The organism is Pseudomonas sp. FFPRI_1, assembly GCF_055384485.1.
The window spans coordinates 7,510,173-7,521,420 of the sequence record NZ_AP029168.1 but is presented as its reverse complement, the minus strand read 5'-3'; the positions used below and the strand labels follow the sequence as shown (position 1 = coordinate 7,521,420).

8 protein-coding genes and 1 pseudogene are annotated in these 11,248 nt (G+C 64.4%); 6 read left to right on the top strand and 3 right to left on the bottom strand.

Translation table 11 applies throughout. The features are described 5' to 3' along the window. Positions 1-268: 268 nt before the first annotated feature. Positions 269-1,942 carry a putative bifunctional diguanylate cyclase/phosphodiesterase gene (locus ACZ5BO_RS33950; protein ID WP_025130844.1) on the top strand — a complete coding sequence of 558 codons (1,674 nt, stop codon included), beginning with the start codon at positions 269-271 and terminating at the stop codon, positions 1,940-1,942. 63 nt (positions 1,943-2,005) lie between these two features. Here the strand turns inward: ACZ5BO_RS33950 and ACZ5BO_RS33945 are convergent, their stop codons facing one another. Continuing rightward, the gene (locus ACZ5BO_RS33945; RefSeq protein ID WP_025130845.1) at positions 2,006-3,412 is read right to left on the bottom strand and encodes a NorM family multidrug efflux MATE transporter; all 1,407 of its coding nucleotides are present in this window, start codon (positions 3,410-3,412) and stop codon (positions 2,006-2,008) included. A gap of 150 nt (positions 3,413-3,562) precedes the next feature. Here ACZ5BO_RS33945 and ACZ5BO_RS33940 point away from each other — a divergent pair, with 150 nt between their 5' ends. The 4 genes and pseudogenes from ACZ5BO_RS33940 (at position 3,563) to ACZ5BO_RS33925 (ending at position 7,745) form a co-directional block, all read left to right on the top strand. After that, a complete protein-coding gene (locus ACZ5BO_RS33940) occupies positions 3,563-4,483 on the top strand; it encodes a LysR substrate-binding domain-containing protein (protein ID WP_025130846.1) in 921 nt (306 codons plus the stop codon). 194 nt (positions 4,484-4,677) lie between these two features. Further along, a pseudogene (locus tag ACZ5BO_RS33935) lies at positions 4,678-5,751 on the top strand (Cache 3/Cache 2 fusion domain-containing protein); the annotation flags it as partial. A gap of 42 nt (positions 5,752-5,793) precedes the next feature. Beyond that, a complete protein-coding gene (locus tag ACZ5BO_RS33930) occupies positions 5,794-6,654 on the top strand; it encodes a methyl-accepting chemotaxis protein (RefSeq protein WP_464701422.1) in 861 nt (286 codons plus the stop codon). A 122-nt stretch (positions 6,655-6,776) separates the two neighbouring features. Further along, positions 6,777-7,745, top strand: a complete 969-nt coding sequence (locus tag ACZ5BO_RS33925) for a Ca2+-dependent phosphoinositide-specific phospholipase C (RefSeq protein ID WP_464697599.1) — start codon at positions 6,777-6,779, stop codon at positions 7,743-7,745. A 3-nt stretch (positions 7,746-7,748) separates the two neighbouring features. On the opposite strand, the gene ACZ5BO_RS33920 is transcribed toward ACZ5BO_RS33925, so the two are convergent. Then, complete coding sequence (locus ACZ5BO_RS33920; RefSeq protein ID WP_025130849.1) at positions 7,749-8,675, bottom strand: ABC transporter six-transmembrane domain-containing protein; 927 nt, start codon at positions 8,673-8,675, stop codon at positions 7,749-7,751. Between the two features lie 113 nt (positions 8,676-8,788). Between ACZ5BO_RS33920 and ACZ5BO_RS33915 the strand changes: the two genes are divergently transcribed. Next, positions 8,789-9,367, top strand: a complete 579-nt coding sequence (locus tag ACZ5BO_RS33915) for a TetR/AcrR family transcriptional regulator (RefSeq protein ID WP_464697598.1) — start codon at positions 8,789-8,791, stop codon at positions 9,365-9,367. 331 nt (positions 9,368-9,698) lie between these two features. On the opposite strand, the gene ACZ5BO_RS33910 is transcribed toward ACZ5BO_RS33915, so the two are convergent. Next, entirely contained in the window at positions 9,699-11,192 is a 1,494-nt protein-coding gene (locus tag ACZ5BO_RS33910; RefSeq protein WP_464697597.1) for a YifB family Mg chelatase-like AAA ATPase, read from the bottom strand. Between the last annotated feature and the right edge of the window lie 56 nt (positions 11,193-11,248).

The following is an 11,248-nucleotide window of genomic DNA, read 5'->3' as shown; positions in this document are numbered from 1 at the left end:
GACGTTAAAAAGGGGTCGGTGACGAAAAGGGCGGGCATTTTAACAGGATGGACAGATTCTGCCGCCTCTCTCCGACTTGTGACGCACAACGCTATCTAAATTTGCCGGTTTTGATACTTTCCCTCAGGATGCGCGCTGAATATGCGGCTAATGTTCGAGTTAGAGCGGTACAAGAAATTGCGTATGATAATCAATATCAATTGTTATTGCTTATTTGCGCGCCATAATGCCCGCCGCCAACTTATTTTGCAGAGTCTAGGGAGCTAGCTTGTCTAAGCCTGTCGAACCCTTGCGTTTGCTGCTACTGGCCGAAGAGCCGGTGTGGACAGCGTTGTTGCGCGAGTGTGTCGCTCCGTTGGGAGACTCGGTGGTATTGATCAGTGCTCCTACCTGGGAGTCGGTCAGTCGATTGTTCGAAGACGACCGCAATGCGGTGTTGTTGACCATTCCTCACCTGCAGCCCGGGCCCGGGCGTTGCAGCTTGCCCACAGTCCTGCTGCTGGATCAGGAACCGCCGGCGCCCCCGGTGGGTGTCAGCGATTGGCTGGTGGGTTCCTGCCTGAGCACTGATGCCCTGCGCCGTTGCCTGCGCCATGTGCGCGAGCGCGGGGTGCTGGAAAACACTCTGCAGCGCCTGGCCGAGCAGGACCCGCTGACCGGCATCGCCAACCGTCAGGGCTTTCAGACCCTGCTGGCAGCGCGCCTGGCGGAAAATGACGGGCGTGGCCTGGCCCTCGGGCACCTGGACCTGGACAACTTTCGTCACGCCAACGATGCCCTCGGCCATCAGGCGGGTGACCGGCTGATCCTGCAGGTGGTCTCGCGGCTCAAGAGCCAGCTGGAAGCCGGTGACCAACTGGCCCGTTTGGGCAGCGACGAATTCGCCCTGCTGATCGATACTCGCCGCGCACCGCAGCGCGCCGAATGGATGGCCGAGCGCATCACTGAAGCCATGGCCGAACCCTACTGGGTCGACGGTGAAAGCCTGTTGATCGGTTGCAGCCTGGGGATCGCCCATGCCCGCGCCCATGCCGGTGCCGACCCGTTGATGTGGCATGCGCACATCGCCATGCAGCAGGCCAAGAGCACCCAAGGCTGCACCTTTCATATCTTCAACGAGCGGATCAACCGCAATGCCCGCAGCCTCGCGGACCTGGAAAGCGAGTTGCGCCGGGCCTTGCGCCGGGACGAGCTGGAGCTGCACTACCAGCCCCGGCTGAACCTGCATGACGGCAAGATCGTCGGCCTTGAGGCCCTGGTGCGCTGGCGCCATGGCGAACGCGGCTTGCTGCCTCCCAGCGAGTTCGTGCCCCTGGCCGAACAGAGCGGGCTGATCGTGCCCCTGGGCTACTGGGTCATCTCCCGTGCGCTGCGGGACATGCAGGCCCTGCGCGAGCGCGGGCTGCCGCCGCTGCACATGGCGGTCAACCTGTCGTTCCGGCAGTTTCAGGACAGCCAGTTGCTCTCGACCCTGAGCCGCTTGATCAGCGAGCGCGGAGTCGAGGCGCAGTGGCTGGAGTTCGAGCTGACTGAAACCGCAGTGATGCGCCGCAGCGACCTGGTGAAGCAGACCATGGATGCCCTCGGGCGCCTGGGGGTGCGATTCTCCCTGGACGACTTCGGCACCGGGTTTTCCTCCTTCGTCCACCTCAACAGCCTGCCGATCACCCTGCTCAAGGTGGACAAGAGTTTTGTCGGGGGCATGGAGCAGCGTGAAGAAAACCGCAAGCTGGTTCACGCCATGATCAACCTGGCCCACAACCTCAACCTGGATGTGGTCGCCGAAGGGGTGGAGACCGCTGAACAGCTGGCCTTGTTGCGGGGCTTTGGCTGTGATCAGGTCCAGGGTTATCTGATCAGCAAGCCGCTGCCCCTGGCGGAACTGATGGATTACCTGACCTTCGGCAGCAGCCAGCAGTCGCTGCAGGAAGGCGCGGTTTAACGACCTGCCGCCGGCTGCCGTGGGGGCGTTCGGCGCCACAGGCTTCGAGCGCCGCCACGGGTTTCAATCGGTCTGGCCGGCGTGCAAGTTCATCACCGGGACCGCCGGCTCACGCTTGATCATGCGCCGCATCCGCCATTCGAACGCCAGGGTCAGGCTGATGGCCGCGCAGGCCAGGCCCAGGGCCAGGCCCCACCAGACACCGGTCGGTCCCCAGCCCAGGGTAAAGGCCATCAGCCAGGCCGCAGGCGCGCCGATCAGCCAGTAGCAGCCCAGACCCACCAGAAAGGTGGTCTTGGCGTCTTTCAGGCCACGGATTGCACCCATGGCAATGGTCTGGGTGCCGTCGAACAATTCGAACCAGGCGGCGACCGCCAACAGGCTCACGGCCAGCCGGATCACCTCGGCGAAGGCCGGGTCGTCATGGTCCAGGAACAGGCCGATCAACTGGTTCGGCCACAGCCAGAAGACCATGGCAAACCCCAGCATCGCCACCGCGCCGAAGCCAATCCCCACCCTTCCTGCCAGGCGTGCATCCAGCAGTTGCCCGGCGCCGTAGTGCTGGCCGATGCGCATGGTGATGGCGTAGGAAATCCCCGCTGGCACCATGAAAGCCACCGAAACGATCTGCAGGGCGATCTGGTGCGCGCCCAACTGGGTGCTGCCCATGGTGCCCATGCACAGCGCGGCGAAGGCGAACAACCCGACTTCCACTGCATAGGTGCCGCCGATGGGCAGGCCCAGGCGCCAGAGTTCCCGCAGGTAGTGAGTGTTCAGGCGGGCCAGGCCCTGGCGCAAGGGGTAGGCGGCATAGGCCGGATGACGCTGGATGTGCCAGGCCAGCGCCACGGCCATGCAGTTGGCGACGATGGCCGTGACCAGGCCGATGCCTACCAGCCCGAGCTTCGGCAGGCCGAACATGCCGGTGATCAGGGCGTAGTTGAGCAGGAAGTTGGCCACCGTGCCGCCCAGGCTGATGACCATCACCGGAGTTGCCCGGCCGATGGCGCTGGTGAAGCCGCGCAGGGCCATGAAACTCAGGTAGCCGGGCAGGGCGAACGGCAGGATCAGCAGGAACTGGCCGGCGGCCTGCACGTTGCTCTCGGTCTGGCCGAACAGCAACAGCAGTGGCTTGAGGTTCCACAGCAGCAGGCCGGCCACCAGAGCCATCAGCCAGGCCAGCCAGAGCCCGGCCTGGGTCAGGCGCGCGGCGCCCTCGATATCGCCGGCACCCTGACGAATCGCCACCAGGGTGCCCACCGCGGCAATCACGCCGATGCAGAAGATCGAGACGAAGGAGTAGCTGGCCGCGCCCAGGCCGCCACCGGCCAGGGCCTCGGGGCTGAGGCGGGCCATCATCAGGGTGTCGGTGAGGACCATCAGCATGTGCGCCAGCTGCGAGGCGATCAACGGCCCCGCCAGCCGCAGGATGGCCCAGAGTTCGGTACGTGCTGGATGCTGCATGGTCATCAGGCTCGGTGACGGAGAATTCGGGGAGAGCGGTGATTCTCGGCGCTCTTGGCCCATTGCACAAAGGGATAAATATGATTGCTGGCATGATTAAAACTCATGAGAGCGGCTTTCTGGTAGCGTGGCGCTATCCTGTCCCGGAGAGCGCCCATGTCCCGCCGTCTTCCTCCTCTCTATGCCTTGCGTGCTTTTGAAGCCGCGGCTCGGCACAGCTCGTTCACCCGGGCCGCTGAAGAGTTGTCGATTACCCAGAGCGCGGTGAGCCGGCATATCCGGACCCTGGAAGAGCATTTCGCCTGCCGGCTGTTTCGGCGCAGCGGGCGCAACCTGCAGTTGACCGAAGCCGCGCGGCTGCTGTTGCCGGGCATCCGTGAAGGCTTCGGTGCCCTGGAGCGGGCCTGCAACACCCTGCGCGCCGAAGACGACATCCTGCGCATGAAGGCGCCTTCGACCCTGACCATGCGCTGGCTACTGGCGCGGCTCAGCCGTTTCCGCCATTTGCAGCCGGGTAACGAGGTGCAGCTCACCAGCGCCTGGATGGACGTGGACTCGGTGGACTTCAACCAGGAGCCCTTCGACTGTGCGGTGTTGCTCAGCAATGGGCACTTCCCCCCGGACTGGGAGGCCAGCTATCTGTTTCCCGAATTGCTGATTCCGGTGGGCGCGCCGAACCTGCTCGAAGACCTGCCCTGGGATGTGGCGCGGCTGGCGGCCACCGAACTGCTGCACCCGACTCCGGACCGCCGCGACTGGCGCAGCTGGCTGGAACACATGGGCCTGACCGATCAGGTCTCCCTCAAGGGCGGGCAGGTATTCGACACCCTGGAGCTGGGGATGATTGCCGCAGCGCGAGGTTACGGGGTTTCCATGGGCGATTTGCTGATGGTGGCCGAGGATGTGGCCCAGGGGCGCTTGAGCCTGCCCTGGCCGACGGCGGTGGCCAGCGGCCTGAATTACTACCTGGTATGGCCCAAGACCCGACCCGGTGGTGAACGTTTGCGGCGGCTCAGCGACTTTCTCCAGGGCGAGGTCCAGGCCATGCAATTGCCTGAGGTAGAGCGCCTGGGCTGAAACGATGCAGTGCCCGGCCGGCGGGGGCGTGCAGATATCCTTGCAACACGCTCAAGTATTGCCCGATGCCGCCGAATCCATGGGTTATGGAACCAGCGTGCAGGAAGGTCCTAACTCACTAAAATGCCTTGGAAATATTGTCGCCGAGCGTGCCACTTGATCAGGATGATCCGCCTTCTCGGCCAGGAGCCATCATGTCCCAACCCCGTGCCCGGATAGCCTCTCAGCTAGGGCTTGCCCTTGCCTTGATACTCGCCCTGGTGATCAGTGGCAGCACCCTGTTTGCCCTGCGTTCGCTGGATTTGGCCAACCTCGACACCCGAGAAGAGCACCTGGCCAGTGAAGCGCGCCTGCTGGCCGACCAGCTCAATACCTTTCATGGCAGCCTGCGCGAGAGCACCCAGCGCCTCAGCGGCCTGTTCGAAAACCGCTTCAGCAGCGGCTTGAGCCTGCATCCCGGGCAACCGGTGACGGTGGCCGGCGTCCAGACGCCCGGCCTGCATCTGGGGGATGTGGTGCTGAACAACAACTTCGCCGAAGTCGACCAGTTCAAGCAGATGACTGCGGGTGTTGCGACTCTGTTCGTACGCAGTGGCGATGACTTCGTGCGGGTCAGTACCTCCCTGAGCAAGCAGGATGGCAGTCGTGCCATCGGCACCTTGCTCGATCACGCCCACCCGGCCTATCAGAAGCTCATGGCGGGCCAGGGTTATGTCGGTCGCGCCTTGCTCTTCGAACGCTTCTACATGACCCAGTACACCCCGGTACTGGACCGCAGCGGCAAGGTCATCGCGGTGCTGTTTGTCGGCTTCGATTACACCGATGCGCAGAATGCCCAGTTCGCCAACCTCAAGCGTTTCCGCATCGGCCAGAGCGGTTCCCTGGCCTTGCTCGACGAGCAGCACCAGTGGCTGGTACCGCCGGCGGGTGTGCAGGGCCTGGACGCCGCGGCGAAGGTCATCACGGTTGCAGCCGGGGAGCCTGGCAAGGGCCGCTTCTGGAGCGATCAGGGCGAGGACCTCTACAGCCTGGCGGTGCCATTCGAGGGCGGCCCCTGGTCGGTGGTGGCGAGCATGCCCAAGGCCGAGATCCGTGCGGTGACCTGGAGTGTCGGCATTCGCCTGGTGATCGGCAGCCTGCTGGCAATGTTGCTGGCGGTGGGGGCCACGGTCTGGCTGCTGCGCAGCAAGCTGGCCCCCCTGAGCGACCTGGTGCGCCAGGCCCAGGCTTTGGGCGGTGGTGATTTGAGCGCACGGCTGGATGTCTCCAGCCAGGACGAAATCGGCCAACTGGCCCGCAGCTTCAACCAGATGGGCGAAGCCTTGTCGACCATGGTCGAGCACATTCGCCGTTCCGCCGCCGAGGTCAATGGCCGGGCCCAGGCGTTGTCCGGCCTGTCCAGCGGCGCTTATGAAGGCATGGAGCAGCAGTCCGGCGAGATCACCAGCATGGCGGGGGCGGTGGAGGAGTTCAGTGCCACCTCGCTGAACATCGCCGACAACATGGGCAGCACCCAGCGCCTGGCCCAGGAGAATGCCCAGCAGACTCACATCGGGCGCGAGTCCATGGCGCAGGCTTCGTCGTCCCTGGAGCAGATCGCCGGGGCCCTGGACAGCACCGCCACGGTGATCAATACCCTGGGCCAGCGCTCCCAGGAGATCGGCGGGATCGTCGGGGTGATCACCGCGATTGCCGAGCAGACCAACCTGCTGGCGCTGAACGCTGCCATTGAGGCTGCCCGGGCCGGGGAACAGGGCCGCGGTTTTGCCGTGGTGGCCGATGAGGTGCGCAATCTGGCCTCCCGCACTCGTGAAGCCACGGATGAAATCTCCCAGATGATTACCAGCATCCAGCAGGAAACCGGGCATGCCATCCAGACCATGGAGCAAGGCAACCGCCTGATGCAGGAAGGCCTGTCGCGCAATGCCGATGTTGCCTCGGCCCTGGCCCTGATCGATGAACAGAGCCGCAGCGCCGGCGAGCAGTTCGCCGCCATCACCACCGCGACCCAGGAGCAGAGCAGCACCGCCACGGTGCTGAGCAGCAACCTGCAGAGCATCGCCCAGGCCAACAGCGAACAGCGTGAAGTGGTGTCCAACCTGGCGGTCACCGCCCGGGAGCTCGAAGCCCTGGCTGCGGACCTGCGCCAGGAAGTCGACCGCTTCCGCTGATGACCGCCGCCTAACCCTCCGGCACCTTGCCGGAGGGCGAAAGTTGCAATGGCGCCGGGTTCGACTAAAACAGATGAGCAGTGATTTGCCCTTCAAGGACATTCCTTTTGGCAGGAGCTGGCATGACTCATCTCACCCGTTTTGTCCCTCGCGTACTCGCGCTATCGACCCTGATGCTCAGCCACACGGCGTTCAGCCAGGAAAGCCCCGGGTTCATCGCCCCGGCCTCCTGGAGCACTCCATTCAACGGCATTGCCCAGGTCGCGTGCCACAACTGCTACGAGAAGCAATACGCCAACACCTTCACCAGTGTGCTCGACAGCGTGCGCACCCTGGAACTGGATTTCTGGGACCAGCGCGATGCCGTCACCGGCGGCTCGCCACGCCACTGGTTCGTGCGGCACAACCCCGGCTCCTTGTTCCAGTCCGGCAATGACAACAATTGCACCGGCGACGGCACCGGCAAGAATGATCTGGAAGCCTGCCTGAACGACGTCAAGAACTGGAGTGACAATCACCCGGGGCACTTCCCCATCACGGTGATCCTGGACAAGAAGCAGGGTTGGTCGAAGGAGAGTTCGGGGCGTACCCCCAAGGATTTCGATGAGCTGGTAGCCCGGATCTTCCAGGGCAAGCTGTACACCCCGCAAGACCTGGCGAGCCATATCGGCAGCGGCGCAGGTGCCTTGCAAGGCAACCTCAAGGGCAAGTCCTGGCCCACCGCCAGCCAGCTCCAGGGCAAGGTGCTGCTGGTGCTCAACCACTCGGAAAACCAGAAACTCTCGCAGTACGCCGAGGCCCGGACTGCCAGTGCCAAGGTGTTCATCTCACCGGTGACCAATGGCCAGAACGACGTCAGTGGCAAGGTCAGTGGCATGTCCAGCCAGTCCTCTGGCTACGTGGCCATGAACAACATGTCCAAGGGCGACAAGAAGTGGGCCGCGCAGGCTTTTGCCTACAGCCATATCGGTCGGGTCTGGGGCGATGACGGTGTGTCGTTCGCCCAGCACATCACCGAGAAGGTCAACCTGTCGGCCTACTACAAGTTTGCCGAGCAGAACGCCGGCGGCTACCGCATCCGGCCGTTCTGACGTTCACAGCGGGGCCGCCGGCTCTCCGAGCCCCGGGTCCACGCGCTTGCCGATGTCCCGCAGGCGCGCCAACTGGTCGACCATGCCCGGGGCCTCGTCGACGCTGCTGACGAAGGTCCACAGGTAGGTCATTACCGCGTACACATGGCCGGCCTTGACCTCGGGCGACAGCGCCAGCTGGCTGATGGCGATGACGAACAGCAGGGCCGCCACGGCGCCGAGAAACAGATAGGCCACGGCCTCCCGATCCGAAAGCCAGACTCGCAGCCGCGATATCAGGCGGTAGTGACGCTGCAGAGAAGCCGCGCCCACCTTGGCAACCATGCCGACTTCCTTTTCCAGCCGGTTGTTCAGGCGCTCGTGCAACTGCTGGTTGCGCCGGGCAAAGCGCGGCAGCAGGGTGACGCACAGCAGTAGCGCGCCCAGGCAGGCAAGACCGATCCAGGGCTCGATCACCAGCAGCATCACCGCAGCACCGACAATCGATACCAGGGCGGTGGTAATGGTCGGCACGTGCTTTTCGAAGAAATCGACGAACTCCCGGGCCAGAACCACCCGGGCTGCCGCCGTGGAAGTGTTTTGCTGTTGCAGGCGCTGGTTGAGAATCACCGGCACTGCAAGGTCGGCATAAATGCGTGTGAAGGTCCGGGTATCCACCGCCCGACGCGCAGCGCCCACCACCCAGAATCCCAGCACCACCATGGCGTAGATCAGCGCATGGGCGCTGTCCCCGCGCAGGATCGAGTCCACGGCGAATCCGGCGAACAATGGGTACGCCAGCAGCAGGGCATTTTCCAGGGCGACCAGGGACAAGGTGAAAAACAGCTTTCCCGGGTAGGCGCGGGCGATGGCCTTGAGGGTCTGGCCGGCGGACTGCTGGCCGATTTTTTGGGTGGAATCCACGGCAACGGGTGGAATGACAACAGACATGACTGCACCGCAAGTGTGATAACGGTTAATATTGAGCGACTGCTCAATTATCTTTGAGCGATCGCTCAAAATGCAAGCGCCGTTTGTCCTGGCGCCAAGAGGTTCGATGGCCGATGTCTCGTAACGACCGTAAAGACCAGATCCTCGGTGCAGCCCTGGAGCTGTTTCGCAGCAAGGGTTTCGCCGATGTGTCCACCCGTGATCTGGCCGAGCATGCGGGCCTGTCCCGCAGTCACGTCTATCACTATTTCAGCGACTGGAAGGAGCTGCGCCGCGAGGCCTTCGTGCGCTTTGCCAACGAGCAACTGGAGGCGATGCAGGAGCCGTTGCGCGATGCTGCGCCGTTGCAGGCGTTGCAGGGTTTTCTCCGTGATTGCCTGCCGGATTCCAGCGACGCCGGCTGGGCGTTGTGGCTGGATGCCTGGGACGAAGCCATGCATGACCCGGAATTGGCCGAGGCCTACTTGAGCATCAACGGCCAGTGGCAGGCGCTGCTGGCGGCGATCATCGACGATGGCGTACAGGCGGGGGTATTCCGCTGTATCAATTCCGGGCGCGCGGCCCGGCAGATCTTCGCCCAGACCATGGGGTATGCCGACGACCTGTTGCTGCGGGCTTCGCCCGAGGCGGCCAAGGCGGCGCAGGAGGAGGTCATGGAGGTGGCGGGCCTGTTGCTGGGGTTCAAGGATTGATGCGGGGGATGCCTGTCTCTTGCGCGACCTGTGGGGATGCACTCTATCGAGGAATGCCCTTCGCCCAGCAAGGCACGGGGCGAGGGGGCTGCTGGCAGGAGCGGGTATTTCTGCCTGGGGGCGTTGAACGCGATGAGGGAACGGCCCAGGGCAGATCTTCTGCTGGCTGGTCGAGGTTTGCAGCGCCGCCAGTGCCTGGATATAGAGCGGGTGCATGCAGTGGCGGCAGGCCAAAAGCTCCAGTGGATCATGATCGTGCACCCTTGATGGGCCTGGGGCGGCTCTGACGCGCAGATAGTTCTGCGGGCAGCGCCGTTCAGGGAATGCGCCATCAACCGGTGCCGGGCCGATATTGCAGCGCTTCGGCCAAATGTTCGCGATGGATGGCGGCCACTTGTTCCAGGTCGGCCAGGGTCCGCGCCACCTTGAGCAGGCGGTGGGCGGCACGCAGTGACAGGTTCAGGCGTTCGCAGGCGGCTTCAAGCCAGCGCTCGTCGGCTGTGGATAAGCTGCAGTGCCGCCGCAAGCCGGGCAGGTCGAGAAAGGCGTTGGCACACCCCTGGCGTTGCCGCTGCAGGTCCCGGGCCAGGGCCACGTGGATGGCGGCACTCGCGCTGTTCTCGCCTGCCTGTGGCCCGGGGCTCAGGGCCGTGGCTTCACGGGCTACGGTCAGGTGCAGGTCGATGCGATCGAGCAACGGGCCAGACAGTTTGTTGCGGTAGCGCTGGATCTGCTCGGGTGTACAGCGACAGCGCCCGCTGGGCTCACCCAGATATCCACAGGGGCAGGGGTTCATCGCGGCCACCAACTGGAAGCGCGCCGGGAACTGCACCCGGTCGCGGGCCCGGGCAATGACGATCTGCCCGGACTCCATGGGTTCGCGCAGTACCTCCAGGACCTTGCGGTCGAACTCCGGCAACTCATCGAGAAACAGCACGCCGTGGTGGGCCAGGGTGATTTCTCCCGGTTGGGGTTTCGAGCCGCCGCCTACCAGCGCTGGACCTGAGGCTGAATGGTGAGGCTGGCGAAATGGCCGCTGCGGCCAATGACGCAGCGGCGTGTGGCTGCTCACCGATTGAATCGCCGCCACCTCCAGGGCTTCGTCTTCCTGAAGCGGCGGCAGCAGACCAGGCAGGCGGCTGGCCAGCAAGGTCTTGCCGGTGCCCGGCGGTCCACTGAACAGCAGGTTGTGGGCTCCGGCGGCGGCGATCAGCAGGGCGCGCTTGGCGGCGAGCTGGCCCTGGACTTCGCTCAGGTCGGGGTAGGGCGGTGGATTCGGGGGGAGACCATCGCTGACATGGGGCGCGATGGGGGCGTGCCCGTTGAAATGGGCCACCGCTTCCAGCAGATGATCCACGGCGATTACTTCGAGGCCTGAAGCCAGGCAGGCTTCTTGCGCATTGGCGCGAGGCACCAGCAGGGTGCGTCCGGCATCACGTGCCGCCAGCGCCGCCGGCAGCACGCCGCGTACCGGACGCACAGCACCGGACAAGGCCAGTTCACCGAGGCACTCCATGTTGTCCAGGGCCAGGGCCGGTACCTGCATGCTAGCGGCGAGGATGCCCAGGGCAATGGCCAGGTCGAAGCGTCCACCGTCCTTGGGCAGGTCGGCCGGGGCCAGGTTGAGGGTGATGCGGCGGGCAGGGAAGTCGAAGCCGGCGTTGAGGATGGCGCTGCGCACCCGGTCCTTGCTTTCCTTGACGGCGGTTTCCGGCAGGCCGACCAGGGTCAGGCTGGGCAGGCCGTTGGCCAGATGCACTTCAACGCTGACAGCCGGGGCCTGTACGCCCACCTGGGCGCGGCTGTGGATGATTGCCAGGGACATCGAAAGACTTCCTTGAAACAGCGGGAGCCGCGTCCTGCGGTGCTGCAAGGATAGTT

Bases quoted from the DNA above. Each gene is read 5' to 3' on its own strand.
- ACZ5BO_RS33910 (WP_464697597.1), bottom strand. From the start codon at position 11,192: ATGTCCCTGGCAATCATCCACAGCCGCGCCCAGGTGGGCGTACAGGCC.
- ACZ5BO_RS33915 (WP_464697598.1), top strand. From the start codon at position 8,789: ATGTCTCGTAACGACCGTAAAGACCAGATCCTCGGTGCAGCCCTGGAG.
- ACZ5BO_RS33930 (WP_464701422.1), top strand. From the start codon at position 5,794: ATGGGCGAAGCCTTGTCGACCATGGTCGAGCACATTCGCCGTTCCGCC.
- ACZ5BO_RS33920 (WP_025130849.1), bottom strand. From the start codon at position 8,675: ATGTCTGTTGTCATTCCACCCGTTGCCGTGGATTCCACCCAAAAAATC.
- ACZ5BO_RS33945 (WP_025130845.1), bottom strand. From the start codon at position 3,412: ATGACCATGCAGCATCCAGCACGTACCGAACTCTGGGCCATCCTGCGG.
- ACZ5BO_RS33940 (WP_025130846.1), top strand. From the start codon at position 3,563: ATGTCCCGCCGTCTTCCTCCTCTCTATGCCTTGCGTGCTTTTGAAGCC.
- ACZ5BO_RS33925 (WP_464697599.1), top strand. From the start codon at position 6,777: ATGACTCATCTCACCCGTTTTGTCCCTCGCGTACTCGCGCTATCGACC.